Here is a 16,379-nt window from a genome sequence, read left to right as displayed (position 1 = left end):
GGAAAAAAAAAATCTCCTTTTCTCCATGTTCTTAATTGTAAAGGAAATTGAATTTTATCTAAATCTATGAAGGATGTTTCTTTTATATTTTCATTTAAAATTTTTTTTGGATCCAAAAAAAATTTTAAATGAATGGGAAAAGATGTTTTTTTATGATCTTTTAGATTCGATATCATATATATTTCTTTTGAAGGATTTTGATTTTTTACCAAAATCCAATGATTTCTATTTTTGATAATTCTATATTTTTTTGAAAATAATTGTTTTCCAGATTGTGCATAAAGAAGGTTTTTTAAATCATCTATATTAGAAAATCCATATGGAAAAAATAATTTGAATAAATAAAAAGACAATGCTTGTAATTCCTTAATTTTTTTGCATTCAATTTTCCAAAAAAAAGGATTTTCTTTTTTTTCTAGAGTAATCTCTTTATTAATTTTTTTCACCTCACTCTCTATAACTGAATTTTCTTGATGAAGATATTTTATACTTTTTTTAAATCCTTTGTAGAAGGAATCTGAAAAAGTAGATGTTATTAGACGTATTTTATTTCTTAAATATTTTTTTTCTTGATTACTGTGATCTAATCTCCAATTAACTTTTCTCATTTTCGCATAGTGTAAAATTTCTCCTTTAGTAAAACTAGAAAGAGGACGAATAAATTTTCTATTTTCTCTAGGAATCCCTAATAATCCTTTTAGTCCGGTTCCTCTCATTATATTGATAAAAAAAGTTTCTACTGAATCATTTAAATGATGTCCTAATGCTATATGATCATAGGAATGTTTTTCTAATAAATCCTCAAACCAATCATATCTAAGTTTTCTAGCTGCCATTTGTATAGAAAACTTATTTTTTTTTGAAAAATTCAAAGTGTTAAATCTTTTTACGTGACATAAAATATGTTTTTTTACACAAAAATTCTTCACAAAATTTTCGTCTTCATTAGATTCTTTATCTCTAAGAGTAAAATTGCAATGAGCTACTCCTAATGTTAGGTTGGGGACAAGAAGTAATAAATTTAAAAGAACCATGCTATCTAATCCACCACTTACAGCTACACAAATTTTTTTCTTTTCTACTAAGGAAAAAGATTGCCTCATTTTATCTAAAAAAAAATGATCATATGAGAAATTATTCATAATTCTATTAAATGTTTTATAATTTCTTCAACTATTTTGTATTCAGATTTTTCATTGACCTCTATCTTTTTAGAAGATTTTTCGTAAAAAAAGATTCTTTTGGATAAATGCTGAATGATAAATTGAAATAATTCCTTCTTAGATAAATGAGCTATTAAAGGTCTAGTTTTTTTTTCTTGATATAATCTTTGATATAAAATATAACTCTGGGTTTTTAGATAAAAAGTTTTTGAAAATTTATTTAATAAATCCATATTATTATAATAACAAGGGGTCCCCCCACCAACAGAAAAAATATATTTTTGATGTGTTTTTAAAAATTTTTTAATCATTAAATGTTCTATTTCTCTAAAATGATTTTCTCCTTTTTTTTGAAAAATATTATAAATAGAATCTTTTTGTTCCTTTACAAGGAGAGCATCTAAATCATAGAAATCCAATTTTAATTCTCTAGATAAAATTTTTCCTATAGAAGTTTTTCCACTTCCCATATATCCGATTAGAGTAACTTTCATAAAAACATAAAATTTATTGTAGTATATTTGCTCACAAGAAATTATGAAGACCTGGTAGCTCAGCTGGTAGAGCATTACACTTTTAATGTAAGGGTCCTGGGTTCGAATCCCAGTCAGGTCATTTTTTCTATTTCTAATACAGTTGGGCAATGATCTGAATATGGAACTTCAGGTAATAGATAAGCTTTATTCATTTTATCTTTTAAAGATCTACTCACCATAGCATAATCAATTCTCCAACCTTTATTCTTCTTTTTTGCATGAGAATAATAACTCCACCAACTATAATGATTAGCCTCTTTAACATAGTTTCTAAAACTATCTATAAATCCTAAATTTAAAAAATCACTCATCCATTTTCTTTCTTCTGGTAAAAAACCGGAAATTTTTCTATTTCGTATAGGATCATGAATATCTATTTCATGATGACAAATATTATAATCTCCACAAATGACAAGATTTTTGAATTTTTTTTGAATTTTTTTTATATGAGAAAAAAAATTCTCCATAAAATAGAATTTAAAATTTAATCTGTTTCTTAGATGTTTTCCAGAAGGAATATAAAGACTTATCACTGATATTTTTTTTAAATCAATACGGAGAACTCTACCTTCTGTATCAATGGATTCTATTCCTATTCCATATTCTATGTGATAAGGTTTTTCTTTGCACAAAATCCCTACTCCACTATATCCTTTTTTTTTCGTTGAAGGAAACCAATAATGAAAATAACCAAGATGATCAAACAAACTTGTTTGAATTTGTTCTTTAGATGCCTTTATTTCTTGTAAACACAGAACATCTGGTTGAGAAGATTCAATCCAATGGAGTAATCCTTTATTGATACCAGATCTAATTCCATTAATATTATAACTAATAATTTTCATAGAAAAAAAAAGATTTTATTAATAATTAAAAGTAATCATCTAAATCATTTTCAAAATGATGAATCAATAGAGTTTCAAAAAGGTTAAAGAATATTCAAAATAGTTTTTTATATTTGCTGTAATGCATTAAATCTATAAAGATTACTAAAATAAAAAGCTTACAAGAAGTAAGCTTTTATTATTTTTTATATGGATAAACTTAAAATAGCTATTCAAAAATCAGGTCGTCTTTATGAAGACTCCATAAAGTTGCTTAAAGATTGCAGCATTGAAATTAATATTGGTATAGATAAATTAAAGACAACAGCTCTTAATTTCCCGTTGGAAATTCTTTTCCTACGAGATGATGATATTCCTCAATATTTAGAAGATGGAGTAGCGGATATAGGAATTGTAGGAAAAAATGTTCTTTTAGAGAAGAGAAAAAAAATAAAAATCAAAGAAACTTTGGGATTTGGAAAATGTAGACTTTCCATAGCAGTTCCTAAATCTATAATTTATAGTGATATAAATGATTTAAACGGAAAAAAAATTGCAACTAGTTATCCTTTTTTAGTTAAAGAATTTTTCGAAAAAAAATATATAAAAGCGGAAATTCACGAAATATCTGGAGCAGTAGAAATTGCTCCTGGAATAGGATTAGCAGATTGTATTTGTGATTTAGTGAGTAGTGGTTCTACACTTTTTATGAATGGATTAAAAGAAGTAGAAACAATCCTTCAATCTGAAGCTGTTTTAGCCTCTCATCTTCATTTGGGATCCCCACAAAACATTATCATGGATAAACTTCTATTTAGAATACGAGCTGTAAAAAAAGCTAAAAATAATAAATATATTCTTTTAAATGTCCCTAATGAACGATTAGAAAAAATAATATCTTATCTTCCAGGAATCAAAAGTCCAGCTATTCTTCCATTAGCAAATTCAGAATGTAGTTCTGTACATTCTGTAGTAAATGAAAATGATTTTTGGGGAATTGTAGAAAATTTAAAAGCGCTTGGAGCGCAAGATATATTAGTACTTCCCATAGAAAAAATTATACTTTAACAGATATTATTTATGGACATTCAAGTGTATATACATCCCCCATTTAAAACATGGAATTCTATTATAAAAAGATCTATACGAAATGTTTCTAGATTGAATGATCTTGTTTTTCCTATTATAAATAATGTGAAAATATACGGAGATATAGCCTTAAAAAGCTATACAAGAAAATATGATCATGTGAATTTAAAACATATTCAAATTTCGGAAGAAGAAATAACTGAATCCAGTAAAAAAATTTCAGATGGTTTGAAAAAATCTATTAAAGTAGCATATGAAAACATCCAATCTTTTCATAAAAAACAAATCCATAAGGAATCAAAAATAGAGGTCTCTCCAGGGGTTATTTGTTGGAGAAAATCTGTTCCTATAGAAAAAGTCGGTTTATATATCCCTGGAGGAACGGCCCCTTTAGTATCTACTGTGTTAATGCTAGGTGTTCCTAGTAATTTAGCTGGTTGCGAAGATATTATTTTGTGCTCTCCTCCAAATAAAAATGGAAAAATCCATCCAGCTATTTTATATACAGCTAAGTATATAGGAATAAAACGAATCTATAAAATAGGAGGAGCTCAAGCTATTGCAGCTATGGCATATGGAACTGAAAGTGTTTCTTCTGTTTATAAAATATTTGGTCCAGGAAATTCCTATGTTACACTAGCTAAACAAATTGTTGCAAAAACAGGAATAGTTTCTATAGATATGCCAGCTGGACCTTCAGAAGTTGTTATTTTAGCCGATGAAACAGCAAATCCAGAATATGTTGCTTCTGATTTGATTTCTCAATCAGAACATGATCCAGAAAGTTACATTCTTTTAATTACCATAAGTATATCCTGGATGGAAAAAATAAAAAAAGAATTAAAAAAACAATTAACTGGTTTTTCTACTAGACAAAATATTATGAAAAAATCTTTGGAAAGGTGCAAAATGGTTGTTCTTTCATCTTTAGATGAAAGCATTCATTTGATTAATCAAGTGGCTCCAGAACATTTAATCATTAATTGCCATAATGCTTCTTATTGGGGGGATAAAATAAAAAATGCTGGATCTGTATTTCTTGGAAATTATTCTCCAGTTAGTGTAGGAGATTATGCCTCTGGAACAAATCATGTGCTTCCTACTTATGGATATGCAAAATCTTATAGTGGAGTATCTGTAGATAGTTTTATCAAAAAAATAACTTTTCAAAAAATTACCAAAAAAGGATTACGTAGTTTATCAGAATGTATTGGAAGACTCTCTTTGACAGAAGGTTTAATAGCACATAAAAAATCTATTGATATTCGATTAAAAAATGAATGAAAAAACATCATGACTAGTAACCATTTTGATTTAAAATCTTTAATTAGAGAAAATATTCTGAATGTAGATCCTTACTTATCTGCTCGAGAAGAATACGATCAAGGAAAAAATTCCATTTTTTTAGATGCGAATGAAAACTCTTTTGGAGCTCCTTTATCTTTTTCTAATTCATATAATAGATATCCAGATCCATTACAGAAAGAATTAAAAAGAAAAATATCAGAGGTTAAAAATATTCCTTCATCTAAAATATTTTTGGGAAATGGAAGTGATGAAATTATTGATTTAATTTATCGTATTTTTTCTCGTCCAAAAGTAGATCATTCTATCATTTGTCCTCCTACTTATGGAATGTATGAAGTAAGTGGAAAAATTCATGGAGTAGATGTAGTGAAAGTTTTTTTAACTGAAGAAGAATATCAATTAAATTTGAAAAAAATAGAAAATAGAATTAATCGATATAGCAAAATAATTTTTATTTGTTCTCCGAATAATCCTACTGGAAATGATTTGAAAAAAAAAGATATTCAAAATATTATAAATAAATTTACAGGAATCGTCGTTTTGGATGAAGCTTATATAGATTTTTCAGATCAAAAATCTTTTTCTCTAGAAATAGAGAAATATCCGAATTTAATCGTTTTGCAAACGCTCTCTAAATCTTGGGGATTGGCTGGGTTAAGAATAGGAATAGCTATTACTTCTGAAAAGATTATTCAATGGATGAATAAAATTAAATCTCCCTATAATATTAGTAAAATTTCTCAAAAAATAGCTATTCAGGCACTTGATAATAAAGATCTATTTTTTTACTCTTTAAAAAATATTCTTTCAGAAAGAAAATATATGGAGAAGGCTCTAAATAAAATTTCCATTATACAAAAAGTTTATCCTAGTTCTTCCAATTTTTTACTAGTTAAAGTTCCTTTTTCATCAAAAAACCTTTATAAATATTTAATAGAAAAAAATATTGTAGTTAGAGATCGTTCAAAAATTATTTTTTGTAATGAATGTTTAAGAATCACAATAGGGACTCATGAAGAAAATGAGTATTTGATAAGTAAAATCAAAGAATACTCTGAAAATTTAAATATCTCAGGATAAAAAAAGGATAATGAAAAGAATATTATTTATTGATAGAGATGGAACCATCATCAAAGAATCCCCACCTACTTATCAAATTGATTCTCTGGAAAAGGTGAATTTTTACCCAAGGGTTATATTTTTTTTAACGAAAATAGCTTACGAATTAAATTATGATTTTGTGATGGTAACCAATCAAGATGGATTAGGAACGGATAAGTTTCCTGAAAAAAATTTTTGGCCTATACATAATCATATTCTAAAAATATTAAAGACGGAAGGGATTCATTTTTCTTCTGTTCATATAGATAGAACTGTTCCAGAAGAAAACTCTCCTACAAGAAAACCTGGAATAGGAATGCTTACTTCTTATTTTCATCCGGGTTACAATCTTGAAAAATCCTTTGTGATTGGAGATAGATTAACTGATGTTTTGCTAGCTAAAAATTTAGGATGTAAATCTATATGGATAAATCCTAATTTTTTTGTAGAAGAAAAAAACTTATCTATAGAAAAAAAATCCTTGAAAAAGATCATCGCATTAGAAACTGATAGTTGGGAAAGGATTTATGAATATTTAAAATATTCATCTTCTAAAAGAATTTTTCAACATAAACGAAAAACATTAGAAACAAACGTAAAAATAACTATTCAACTTTATGGAGAAGGAAAAGCGAAAATACAAACAGGATTAGGATTTTTAGATCATCTTTTGGAACAAATGGCTTTTCACAGTCTTATTGATCTAAATATTCATACAATAGGAGATCTTGAGGTGGACGAACATCATACCATTGAAGATACAGCAATTACTTTAGGAGAAATTTTTCATCAATCCATAGATAAAAGAGGAATAGAACGTTATGGTTTTTTTTCTCTTCCCATGGATGACAGTTTGGCTACAGTAGCATTAGATCTTGGAGGTAGAAGTCAATTAACTTGGAAGACGAAATTTATTCGAGAAAAAATAGGGGAAGTTCCTACGGAAATGTTTATTCATTTCTTTCAATCTTTTTCCTCTTCTGCAAGATGCAATCTTTATGTTCACGCTATTGGAAAAAATGATCATCATAAGATAGAATCCATTTTTAAAGCTTTTGCTAAAGCTCTTAAAATGGCGATAAAAAAAAATATTACCAATCAGCTGCCTAGTTCTAAAGGAATGTTGTAAAAATTTTTTAATGAAAAAATTATGAAAACAATTATTGTAAAATATCCTGCTGGAAATGTACAATCTGTTCTTTTTTCTTTGGAAAGAATAGGAGTAGAAGCTATTGTGACCGATTCTAAAAAATCTATTCAAAATGCGGAAAAAGTCATCCTACCTGGAGTAGGAGAAGCTAATTTTTCTATGAAATATTTGAGAGAAAAAAAATTAGATATTCTTCTATCTAAATTAGAACAACCTGTACTAGGAATATGTTTGGGAATGCAATTACTTTGCAAGTATTCAGAAGAAAGTAACACTACATGCATAGGGATTTTTGATTTATTTGTCAAAAAATTTCATTCAGAAAATAAAAATAATAAAATTCCTCAAATTGGTTGGAATACCATTCACAATCTCAAAGGACCTTTATTTGAAAAGATTCCAGATGGAAGTTATCAATATTTTGTTCATAGTTATTATGCTCCTTTAGGAAAGGATACTGTAGCTAAAACAGATTATATCATTCCATATAGTTCTGCAATACAAAAAAAAAACTTTTACGCCGTACAATTTCATCCAGAGAAATCTTCTTATATAGGACATAAAATATTGGAAAACTTTATTCGATTATAATAATATAAATTACTCATAGAATGCAGATTATAGCAGCTATAGATCTTATTGATGGACAATGTGTTCGTTTGATACAGGGAGACTATAAAAGAAAAAAAATTTATAATAAAGATCCGTTAGATGTGGCTTTTTTACTAGAAGATCATGGAATATCTAGATTACATCTAGTAGATTTAGATGGGGCAAAAAAAGGAAAAGTTATTCATTGGAAAATTTTGGAAAGGATAGCAAAATTTACACATTTAATTATTGATTTTGGAGGGGGGATTCATACAGATGAAGATGTACGCATTGTATTTGAAAATGGAGGTAGCATGGCTACAGTTGGGAGTATTGCGGTAAAAAATCCATTTCTTTTTAAAAAATGGATCCATATTTATGGAAGTGAAAAAATCCTTCTTGGAGTGGATGTTAGAGACAATAAGATAGCTGTTAATGGATGGACTAAATTGTATGAAATTCCTTTCTGGGATTTCTTAAAAGAAAAAAAAAGTCATGGGGCGAGAAAAATTTTTTGTACGGATATATATAAAGATGGAAACCTTTCAGGTCCTTCTTTTTCTTTATATGAGGAAATTCTTCAAAGATTTCCCGATATTGAATTTATTGCAAGTGGAGGAGTAAGGAATATAAAGGATCTAAAAAAATTAGACGATTTAGGCTGTTATGGAGTTATTATCGGAAAGGCTATATATGAAAATAAAATATCGTTATCAGAACTTGGAAATTGGAAGGAAGATAAATAAAATTATTTATGTTAGTTAAACGTATTATACCTTGTTTAGATATAAACAATGGGAGAACTGTAAAAGGAGTGAATTTTAAAAAACTAAAAGATGCTGGAGATCCCATAAAATTGGGTAGTTGGTACACGAAACAAGGTGCTGATGAATTAATTTTTTTGGATATCACAGCAACAAATGAAAAACGTAAGACTTTCTCCAGTTTAGTTAGAGAAATTTCTCGTCATATAAATATTCCTTTTACAGTAGGAGGAGGAATAAAGGAAGAAAAAGACGTTGAATTATTACTCAACGCAGGAGCGGATAAGATATCTATTAATACTGAAGCTTTTAAAAAACCAAAGATTTTAGAAATTCTTTCCAGAAGATTTGGAAGTCAATGTATAGTTTTAGCAATTGATGCAAAATATGAAGAAAATGAATGGAGGGTCTATTTAAATGGGGGAAGAGTTTCTACCAGGAAAAAAGCTTTAGATTGGGCTAAAGAAGGGGCTAATCTTGGAGCGGGAGAGATATTATTAACCTCTATGAATCATGACGGAACAAAAAACGGATTTGCTTTAGATATCACTAAAAAAATTTCTGAAAAACTTTCTATCCCTATTATAGCCTCAGGTGGTGCTGGGAAATTAGAAGATTTTTATCAAGTATTTAAAAGTGGAAAAGCGGATGCAGCTCTAGCGGCCAGTATTTTTCATTATAAAGAAATAGAAATTCCTGAGTTAAAATGTTATTTAAATTATCATAATATTCCCGTTAGAATTAACAAATAAATTAAAATTAAAAAATGAAGTATGTTCCAATCAAAAAAATAAATTTCAAAGACGATTTGATTCCTGTTATTATTCAAGATAACAAAACTAATAAAGTTTTAATGCTTGGTTACATGAATCAAGAGGCGTATAAAAAAAGTATTGAAGAAAAAAAAGTGACTTTTTATAGTAGGTCTAAAAAAAGACTGTGGACAAAAGGGGAAGTTAGTAAAAATTATCTTTTCATCAAAAATATATTGATTGATTGTGATAGAGATACATTATTGATTAAAGCAGAACCTACAGGTCCTATTTGCCATAAAGGAACGGATACCTGTTGGAAAGAAATGAATAAAACGAATTTTTTATTTCATTTGGAAAATATAATTTCTAATAGAGTCCATCAAAAAAATGAAAATTCTTATGTGGTTAAATTATTCAAAAAAGGTATTAATAAAATATCTCAAAAATTAGGAGAAGAAGCTGTTGAAATGATTATTGAATCTAAAGATGATAATCGAAGTCTTTTTTTGAATGAATCTGCGGATTTGTTATTTCATTATATTCTTCTTTTATATAATAAAGGGGTGACTATCCATAACGTGATAAATCTTTTAGAAAAAAGACATGAAAGTAAAAACTATTAACTATTAAGGAATATTTAATATTTTATGAATTTGAAGAGATATTTTCCATTTAGGATGATTTTTTATATAAGAAATTATTTTTGGAAGTATTTTAATGTTGTTTTTCCATTCAGGTTGTAAACATAATACACAATTGGATTTTTTAGCATAAAAAGCTTGTTCTTCGGCAAAAGAAAAATCGCTTTCGTTACAAATAATCATTTTTAATTCATTCATTTTTTTGTAATTTTCTTTCAAAGGACGTTTTTTCTTTTTAGGAGAAATGGTAATCCAATCTATATCTTTTTCATGAATAGGATAAGATCCAGAAGTTTCAACATGAATGCGATATCCTTTTTTTTTAAGAAGACTGGTTAAAGGAGTTAAATTCCACATCAGAGGTTCTCCACCAGTAATAACAATAGTTTTTACTTTCTCACTGATATTATTAATGATTTTAGGAACTGTTAAAAAATCCTTTTTTTCTATTTTCCAACTACTTTTTGTATCACACCAATCACATTGGATATTGCATCCTTCAAAACGAATAAAATAGGCGGCTATTCCAGAAAAAAAACCTTCTCCTTGTATAGAATAAAAGGTTTCTTTAACAGGAAAAGAAACGTGATTTATTTTTTTCATTATTTAATGCTGCTATTAAAGTGTTTTTGATAAGCATAATGCGTGTCATAGGGCCTACACCACCTGGAACAGGAGTTAGATAAGAAGCTTTTCCATAAACACTATTGAAATCAACATCTCCTTTTAAAAAAGATTTTTTTCCATTTCTTACTTTAGTTATCCCGACATCTATAACTATAGCTCCTTCTTTAATCATTTTACCTGTTAAAAAACCAGGACGCCCTACCGCCGTTATAATGATATCTGCTTGTTTTGTATAGTAATCTATATTTGGAGTATGACTATGAGTAAGTGTTACCGTGCTATTTCCAAGATATTTTTTTCTACTCATTAAAATACTTATAGGTCTTCCGACTATACGACTTCTTCCAATAACGACAGTATGTTTTCCAGATATTTCTATTTTATATCTCTCTAAAATAGTTAATATACCTAGTGCTGTTGCAGGAAAAAAAGCCTTCATATCCAAAGACATTTTTCCAAAGTTTTCTGGATGAAATCCATCTACATCTTTTATTGGATTAATAGACATGATTATTTTATCTGAATTGATATGTTTTTGAAGAGGTAATTGAACTATAAAACCATCTATTAACGGATTTTTATTCATTTTTTGAATTTCTTTTAATAATTCTTTTTCTGAACTATCATTTGGCAAATGGATTAATGAAGATTCTATTCCGATATTTTTGCATTCTTTTATTTTGCTGTTGACATAGGTTAAACTGGAAGGATTAGTTCCTAATAAAATGATTCCAAGATGAGGAAGTCTCTTTTTTTTATTTCGTATGCTTTTTTCTATTTCATCGGAAATTTCTTTTCTTATATCGAGAGCTAATTTATTTCCATTTAATAATTGAGTCATTTTCTATTTTCTATTTCTTTTGTTAATTGAAGAAAATCTTTTACAGATAATTGTTCTGCTCTTTTATTTAAGAATGGGAGGTTATAATAATTTGGTATTTCTTTAATAAAATATTGTAAAGCATTTTTTAATGTTTTCCTTCTTTGATTAAAAGCTATTTTTACACATTGAAATAAAAGATCCTTATTACAGAAAATTTTTCTTTCTTTTTTCTTTAAGGAAATTACGGCAGATTTTACATTTGGAATAGGAAAAAAAACATGTTTATTTACTGTAAACAGATATTTCACTTCATAAAATGTTTGTACGAGAACAGATAAAATTCCATAGGTTTTATTTCCTTCATGAGATGTGATACGTTCTGCTACTTCTTTTTGAAACATCCCAATACATTCTGGGATATATTGATTATATTTTAATATATGAAATAAAATTTGAGAAGAAATTCTATAAGGAAAATTTCCAATTATTGCGAAATTTGTTAGATTCATTTCTTCAGGATTCCATTGTAAAAAATCTTTATGTATGATTTGATTTTTAGAAACTGAAAAATTTTTTCTTAAAAACAGGATTAATTTTTTATCAATTTCTATTAAAAATAGTTTGTTCCATGGAGTTAATAAATAACGAGTCAATATTCCTAATCCTGGACCTATTTCAACTACAGTATTATAATTTTTATAAGAAAGATTCTTGACAATTTTCTTAGCTATATTTTTGTCTTTTAAAAAGTATTGATCAAATTTTTTATGAAAAAAAGATTCACGCATTATGCAAAGATAGAAAATATATTATTTGTATCTTGTGAAGACTTAGAAATACGATTTTAATTTTCTCTATGCTTCAAGTCTCTTTCATACGTAAAAACAGGGAAAAAATTTTATCAGGACTAGAAAAAAGAAAATTTGAAAAAAGAAACTTAATAGATGAGATCCTCATCTTAGATAATAGGAAGAAACAAATACAATATGAGATCAATAAAATCTCAGAGAATGAAAATAAAATTTCCAAAGAAATAAGCCATATTATAGGTGATAAAAATGGAAAAAAATTTCTAATAAAATCTTTAAAAGATGAATCTTCTTCTTTAAAAAAGAAAAAAAAAAATCTTCGTATTCAATTAAAAAATATTATTCAAAATTTAGAAAAAAAATTAGATCAAATTCCTAATATTCCTGATGAAATAGTAAAAAAGAATTTAGAAAAAGACGATTTTCTTTTTCAAGAAGCACCTCCTGATTCAATAAAAATTGAAAATGCTCTTCCTCATTGGGAGTTAGCAAAAAAATTTCAGTTATTTGATTTATATTTAGGAGCAAAAATATGTGGATCTGGATTTCCAGTATATATTGGAAGAGGCGCTAAACTGCAAAGAAGTTTAATTCAATATTTCTTAGATAAAAATATACAAGCTTCTTATAAGGAGTACAGTTTTCCTTATCTTATTAATGAAATATCAGGCTATTCTACAGGCCAAATTCCGGATAAAGAAGGTCAAATGTATTTTATAGAAAAAGATAATTTTTATCTTATTCCAACTGGAGAAATTCCTCTTATGAACTGTTATAGAAATAATCTATTAAATTATAGAGACTTACCTATAAAAGCCACTACGTATACATCTTGTTTTAGAAGAGAAGCTGGATCTTATGGATCTAAAGTACGAGGATTAAATAGACTGCATCAATTCGAAAAAGTAGAAGTTATTCAAATTACTACTTCTGATACTTCTTTTTATTATTTAGAGGAAATGATTTTACACGTTCAAAACATTTTGAAATCTTTAGAATTACCATTTCGTCTGATTCGTTTAATCGGAAAAGATTTAGGATTTGCTTCTGCAATAACTTATGATTTTGAAGTGTATTCTATGGCACAAAAAAAATGGTTAGAAGTTAGTTCAATTTCTAATTGTACTAATTTTCAATCTAATAGATTAAATCTTAGATACAAAAACATGACAGGAAAAATAGAATTATGTCATACTCTTAATGGAAGTGCTTTGGCTTTACCAAGGATTATGGCAGCTTTATTAGAAAATAATCAAACAGTCAATCAAATTAATATTCCTAAGGTCTTAGTTCCTTATACAGGATTTGATAATATTAAATAAAAAAATGAAAGTAACTGATCATATAGCTAAAGCTAAAAAGAGTTTATTTTCTTTTGAAATACTACCTCCTTTAAGAGGACATGACATCAAAGATATTTTTTCTACATTAGATCCTCTAATGGAATTTAATCCTCCTTTTATTGATGTCACATATCATCGTGAGGAATTTATTTATGTAGAAAAAGAAAATGGACTTTTACAAAGAAAAACTATTTCAAGACGTCCAGGAACTGTAGGAATTTGTGCGGCTATTATGAATAAATATGGAATAGATGCGGTTCCACACCTCATTTGTGGTGGATTCAATAGACAAATGACGGAAAATGCTTTAATAGATCTAAATTTTTTAGGAATAGACAATGTTTTAGTTCTTCGAGGAGATCCTTTAAAATCTGAAAAGAGTTTTTTTTCGAAAAAAAACGGTCATCAATATGCTGTAGAATTGGTTGAACAAGTTCAAAACTTGAACATGGGGAAGTACCTTGATAATACTTTCGAACAAAAAGATTCTCCATTATTTGATTTTTGTATTGGAATAGCTGGATATCCAGAAAAACATTTAGAAGCGCCAAATATGGAAAGTGATTTGTTTTTTTTAAAGAAAAAAGTGGAAGCAGGAGCTAATTATATTGTCACTCAAATGTTTTTTGATAATAAAAAATACTTTTCTTTTGTAAAAAAATGTAGATCAGAAGGAGTGGATGTACCTATCATACCTGGAATTAAACCAATTTCTTCTAAAAAACAGTTAAATAGTCTTCCTTCTCGTTTTTATTTAAATATTCCTCATGAATTAGTGAAAGAAATTGAAAAAGTAAAAGATAAAAAAATGGTTTCTCATATTGGAATTGAATGGGCGATCCAACAATCTAAAGAACTAAAAGATTCTGGAGTTGAAGTGATCCATTATTACACCATGGACAAACCAGAAAATATTTATCAGATAGTTCAAGCTGTGTATTAATTAGATAATGTAAAGGGTTTCTTTTATAGTCTTTATTATTTTTTCTTCATTTGGAAACCAAGCTTTAATTAAATTAGAAGAATAAGGTGCAGGAGTATCAAGTAGAGTAATTCTACTGATAGGCGCATCCAAGTAGTCAAACGCTTTTTTTTGTATAACATAAGAGACTTCAGAAGCTATTGAAGAAAAAGGCCAGGATTCCTCTAAAATCACTAAACGATTAGTTTTTTTCACAGAAAAAAGTATAGACTCATAATCTAACGGACGAATAGTCCGAATATCTATGACTTCTACACTGATGTTTTCTCGATCTAATTTATTGGCAATGTTTAAGGCCATTTTCATTATCTTTCCAAAAGAAACTAAACTAATATCTGTTCCTTCTTTTTTTACTTCAGCTTTTCCAATAGGAAGAATATATTCTTCTTCTGGAATCATCATTTTATCCCCATACATTTGTTCAGATTCCATAAAAATTACGGGATTGTTATCTCTTATAGCGGATTTTAAAAGTCCTTTAGCATCATATGGATTACATGGAATTACTACTTTTAATCCAGGACAACTAGCATACCAACTTTCAAAAGATTGAGAATGCGTAGCTCCTAATTGTCCAGCAGATCCAGTAGGACCTCTAAAAACAATAGGAATATTCCATTGCCCCCCACTCATATAACGGATTTTTGCCGCATTATTAATAATTTGGTCCATGGCGACTAAAGAGAAATTAAAAGTCATAAATTCAATAATAGGTCTGCATCCGTTCATGGCAGAACCTACTCCTATTCCAGAAAATCCTAATTCTGATATAGGTGTATCGATAACTCTTTTTGGGCCAAATTCTTCAAGCATTCCTTTGGAAGCTTTATAAGCTCCATTATATTGAGCCACTTCTTCTCCCATAAGGTAGACCGCCTTATCTCTTCTCATTTCTTCACTCATAGCTTCTGCTAGGACTTCACGAAAAGTTTTTTCTTTCATCATAATGTAAAAGTTCTCAACTGTTATAAAATAATAACGGAAAAGGAAGCCTAATCTAATATCTTCGCTTTTCCGTTTTTTAATTTGATATAATCAATCAATCAGTTCTTTTTTTCCTCTGTGTTAGTTAAATTATTTTTTTTTTGAAGGAAATCTTCTTGCATTTTTTGAAGAGCAAGTTGTTCATTTTTAGCCTCTGTTATAGATTTAGTTAGTTGACTCAAAAATAAATTTTTTTCTTTAAGTATTTTTAATCTTTCTTTTCCTAATTGTTTTTGATCTTCAAATTCTTTTCGAGCTTGTATGTGTTCTGCTGAACCATAAGGTTTAGATTTCATGACCGTTTTTTTTCTTTTCACTTCATTCAATAATCCTTTTTGTACCCCAACCATCTGATAGAAGTCATGATGATGAAACTCGCTTTCTTTTTCTAATCTTTCTATTTTTTCACCGATCTCTTTTATTCTTTTAGACAAATCTTCGGAATAAAAATGAGCAGTAGAAACCGAAGAAGAAGGTTTATCTCCATTAGAAGGAGGATCAGTAGGAATAAAATGAGGCTTCTGAGGAGTGGGTGCGGGGGGGGTCGGAGTTATTGGATTAGAGCTAGCAAAAGAAGGACCTGTAGGAGGAGGAATAAAAGGGGAATCTTCTGTTTTTTTTTTATTTACAGATTCATCAACAGAAGTGATCTCATCATTACAGGAGACGAGAAAAACTCCTAACGATAGAAAAATTGTTGGAATTAGAAATCTAATAGAAGTATTCATAATAAAAATTTTAAATAGTTGCATAGTTACAGTATACGATTAGGATTCTTGAATCTTAAATATATAAAAAAAATTATTACATCTAGCAACAATTTTTACAAAGAATTTTATATATTCCTATTTTTAAAATCCATAAAATTTACTTCCAAATTTAGTATATT

18 protein-coding genes and 1 tRNA gene are annotated in these 16,379 nt (G+C 27.9%); 11 read left to right on the top strand and 8 right to left on the bottom strand.

Annotation, left to right across the window (positions count from 1 at the left end; translation table 11 throughout):
- The coding region (gene tilS, locus H0H45_RS01050) for a tRNA lysidine(34) synthetase TilS (protein ID WP_185866864.1) at positions 1–1,142 on the bottom strand (1,142 nt) is incomplete at its 3' end.
- The gene (locus H0H45_RS01045) at positions 1,139–1,657 is read right to left on the bottom strand and encodes a shikimate kinase (RefSeq protein ID WP_185866761.1); all 519 of its coding nucleotides are present in this window, start codon (positions 1,655–1,657) and stop codon (positions 1,139–1,141) included. The genes tilS and H0H45_RS01045, both read right to left, overlap by 4 nt.
- A gap of 48 nt (positions 1,658–1,705) precedes the next feature.
- On the opposite strand from H0H45_RS01045, the gene H0H45_RS01040 reads away from it, so the two are divergent.
- Positions 1,706–1,778, top strand: a tRNA-Lys gene (locus H0H45_RS01040).
- On the opposite strand, the gene H0H45_RS01035 is transcribed toward H0H45_RS01040, so the two are convergent.
- Entirely contained in the window at positions 1,771–2,544 is a 774-nt protein-coding gene (locus H0H45_RS01035) for an exodeoxyribonuclease III (RefSeq protein ID WP_185866760.1), read from the bottom strand. The two genes, H0H45_RS01040 and H0H45_RS01035, sit on opposite strands and share 8 nt — an antisense overlap.
- Before the next feature lie 189 nt (positions 2,545–2,733).
- Between H0H45_RS01035 and hisG the strand changes: the two genes are divergently transcribed.
- The 8 genes from hisG to hisIE are packed head-to-tail and all read left to right on the top strand — an operon-like array spanning position 2,734 to position 9,904.
- Positions 2,734–3,591 carry an ATP phosphoribosyltransferase gene (gene hisG / locus H0H45_RS01030; RefSeq protein ID WP_185866759.1) on the top strand — a complete coding sequence of 286 codons (858 nt, stop codon included), beginning with the start codon at positions 2,734–2,736 and terminating at the stop codon, positions 3,589–3,591.
- A 12-nt stretch (positions 3,592–3,603) separates the two neighbouring features.
- Positions 3,604–4,896, top strand: coding sequence for a histidinol dehydrogenase (gene hisD / locus H0H45_RS01025; RefSeq protein WP_185866758.1), 1,293 nt, complete (start codon positions 3,604–3,606; stop codon positions 4,894–4,896).
- A gap of 9 nt (positions 4,897–4,905) precedes the next feature.
- Positions 4,906–6,000, top strand: coding sequence for a histidinol-phosphate transaminase (hisC, locus tag H0H45_RS01020; protein ID WP_185866757.1), 1,095 nt, complete (start codon positions 4,906–4,908; stop codon positions 5,998–6,000).
- A gap of 10 nt (positions 6,001–6,010) precedes the next feature.
- Entirely contained in the window at positions 6,011–7,150 is a 1,140-nt protein-coding gene (gene hisB, locus H0H45_RS01015) for a bifunctional histidinol-phosphatase/imidazoleglycerol-phosphate dehydratase HisB (RefSeq protein ID WP_185866756.1), read from the top strand.
- A gap of 21 nt (positions 7,151–7,171) precedes the next feature.
- The gene (gene hisH / locus H0H45_RS01010; protein ID WP_185866755.1) at positions 7,172–7,762 is read left to right on the top strand and encodes an imidazole glycerol phosphate synthase subunit HisH; all 591 of its coding nucleotides are present in this window, start codon (positions 7,172–7,174) and stop codon (positions 7,760–7,762) included.
- A gap of 20 nt (positions 7,763–7,782) precedes the next feature.
- Positions 7,783–8,508 carry a 1-(5-phosphoribosyl)-5-[(5-phosphoribosylamino)methylideneamino]imidazole-4-carboxamide isomerase gene (hisA, locus tag H0H45_RS01005; protein WP_185866754.1) on the top strand — a complete coding sequence of 242 codons (726 nt, stop codon included), beginning with the start codon at positions 7,783–7,785 and terminating at the stop codon, positions 8,506–8,508.
- 8 nt (positions 8,509–8,516) lie between these two features.
- Positions 8,517–9,278, top strand: coding sequence for an imidazole glycerol phosphate synthase subunit HisF (gene hisF / locus H0H45_RS01000; protein WP_185866753.1), 762 nt, complete (start codon positions 8,517–8,519; stop codon positions 9,276–9,278).
- Positions 9,279–9,292: 14 nt separating this feature from the next.
- Complete coding sequence (gene hisIE, locus H0H45_RS00995; protein ID WP_185866752.1) at positions 9,293–9,904, top strand: bifunctional phosphoribosyl-AMP cyclohydrolase/phosphoribosyl-ATP diphosphatase HisIE; 612 nt, start codon at positions 9,293–9,295, stop codon at positions 9,902–9,904.
- A 3-nt stretch (positions 9,905–9,907) separates the two neighbouring features.
- On the opposite strand, the gene H0H45_RS00990 is transcribed toward hisIE, so the two are convergent.
- From H0H45_RS00990 to rsmA, 3 genes are read right to left on the bottom strand one after another with little or no spacing between them, the layout of a single operon-like run.
- Positions 9,908–10,525: a 7-carboxy-7-deazaguanine synthase QueE gene (locus H0H45_RS00990; RefSeq protein WP_185866751.1), complete on the bottom strand. Its 618-nt coding sequence runs from the start codon at positions 10,523–10,525 to the stop codon at positions 9,908–9,910.
- Complete coding sequence (locus tag H0H45_RS00985; RefSeq protein WP_185866750.1) at positions 10,491–11,390, bottom strand: bifunctional 5,10-methylenetetrahydrofolate dehydrogenase/5,10-methenyltetrahydrofolate cyclohydrolase; 900 nt, start codon at positions 11,388–11,390, stop codon at positions 10,491–10,493. Before H0H45_RS00985 ends, H0H45_RS00990 begins: the two co-directional genes overlap by 35 nt.
- Positions 11,387–12,160: a 16S rRNA (adenine(1518)-N(6)/adenine(1519)-N(6))-dimethyltransferase RsmA gene (rsmA, locus tag H0H45_RS00980; protein ID WP_185866749.1), complete on the bottom strand. Its 774-nt coding sequence runs from the start codon at positions 12,158–12,160 to the stop codon at positions 11,387–11,389. Before rsmA ends, H0H45_RS00985 begins: the two co-directional genes overlap by 4 nt.
- Before the next feature lie 68 nt (positions 12,161–12,228).
- Between rsmA and serS the strand changes: the two genes are divergently transcribed.
- Together serS and metF are read left to right on the top strand one after the other, a co-directional pair.
- On the top strand, positions 12,229–13,503 hold the full coding sequence (gene serS / locus H0H45_RS00975) for a serine--tRNA ligase (protein WP_185866748.1): 1,275 nt from the start codon (positions 12,229–12,231) through the stop codon (positions 13,501–13,503).
- A 4-nt stretch (positions 13,504–13,507) separates the two neighbouring features.
- The gene (gene metF, locus H0H45_RS00970; RefSeq protein ID WP_185866747.1) at positions 13,508–14,467 is read left to right on the top strand and encodes a methylenetetrahydrofolate reductase [NAD(P)H]; all 960 of its coding nucleotides are present in this window, start codon (positions 13,508–13,510) and stop codon (positions 14,465–14,467) included.
- Here metF and H0H45_RS00965 read toward each other — a convergent pair whose 3' ends face one another.
- A complete protein-coding gene (locus tag H0H45_RS00965; protein ID WP_185866863.1) occupies positions 14,468–15,448 on the bottom strand; it encodes a pyruvate dehydrogenase complex E1 component subunit beta in 981 nt (326 codons plus the stop codon). It abuts the gene before it with no gap.
- Positions 15,449–15,549: 101 nt separating this feature from the next.
- On the bottom strand, positions 15,550–16,218 hold the full coding sequence (locus H0H45_RS00960) for a hypothetical protein (protein WP_185866746.1): 669 nt from the start codon (positions 16,216–16,218) through the stop codon (positions 15,550–15,552).
- Positions 16,219–16,379: the final 161 nt, after the last annotated feature.

Origin of the sequence: Blattabacterium cuenoti (assembly GCF_014252095.1) — a bacterium.
In the GTDB taxonomy this organism is placed as follows: domain Bacteria; phylum Bacteroidota; class Bacteroidia; order Flavobacteriales; family Blattabacteriaceae; genus Blattabacterium; species Blattabacterium cuenoti_F.
This window is presented reverse-complemented; position numbering and strand designations above follow the sequence as displayed.

Coding starts and splice junctions, on each gene's coding strand:
- H0H45_RS01045 (WP_185866761.1), bottom strand. CDS start 1,657: ATGAAAGTTACTCTAATCGGATATATGGGAAGTGGAAAAACTTCTATA.
- H0H45_RS01035 (WP_185866760.1), bottom strand. CDS start 2,544: ATGAAAATTATTAGTTATAATATTAATGGAATTAGATCTGGTATCAAT.
- hisG (WP_185866759.1), top strand. CDS start 2,734: ATGGATAAACTTAAAATAGCTATTCAAAAATCAGGTCGTCTTTATGAA.
- hisD (WP_185866758.1), top strand. CDS start 3,604: ATGGACATTCAAGTGTATATACATCCCCCATTTAAAACATGGAATTCT.
- hisC (WP_185866757.1), top strand. CDS start 4,906: ATGACTAGTAACCATTTTGATTTAAAATCTTTAATTAGAGAAAATATT.
- hisB (WP_185866756.1), top strand. CDS start 6,011: ATGAAAAGAATATTATTTATTGATAGAGATGGAACCATCATCAAAGAA.
- hisH (WP_185866755.1), top strand. CDS start 7,172: ATGAAAACAATTATTGTAAAATATCCTGCTGGAAATGTACAATCTGTT.
- hisA (WP_185866754.1), top strand. CDS start 7,783: ATGCAGATTATAGCAGCTATAGATCTTATTGATGGACAATGTGTTCGT.
- hisF (WP_185866753.1), top strand. CDS start 8,517: ATGTTAGTTAAACGTATTATACCTTGTTTAGATATAAACAATGGGAGA.
- hisIE (WP_185866752.1), top strand. CDS start 9,293: ATGAAGTATGTTCCAATCAAAAAAATAAATTTCAAAGACGATTTGATT.
- H0H45_RS00990 (WP_185866751.1), bottom strand. CDS start 10,525: ATGAAAAAAATAAATCACGTTTCTTTTCCTGTTAAAGAAACCTTTTAT.
- H0H45_RS00985 (WP_185866750.1), bottom strand. CDS start 11,390: ATGACTCAATTATTAAATGGAAATAAATTAGCTCTCGATATAAGAAAA.
- rsmA (WP_185866749.1), bottom strand. CDS start 12,160: ATGCGTGAATCTTTTTTTCATAAAAAATTTGATCAATACTTTTTAAAA.
- serS (WP_185866748.1), top strand. CDS start 12,229: ATGCTTCAAGTCTCTTTCATACGTAAAAACAGGGAAAAAATTTTATCA.
- metF (WP_185866747.1), top strand. CDS start 13,508: ATGAAAGTAACTGATCATATAGCTAAAGCTAAAAAGAGTTTATTTTCT.
- H0H45_RS00965 (WP_185866863.1), bottom strand. CDS start 15,448: ATGAAAGAAAAAACTTTTCGTGAAGTCCTAGCAGAAGCTATGAGTGAA.
- H0H45_RS00960 (WP_185866746.1), bottom strand. CDS start 16,218: ATGAATACTTCTATTAGATTTCTAATTCCAACAATTTTTCTATCGTTA.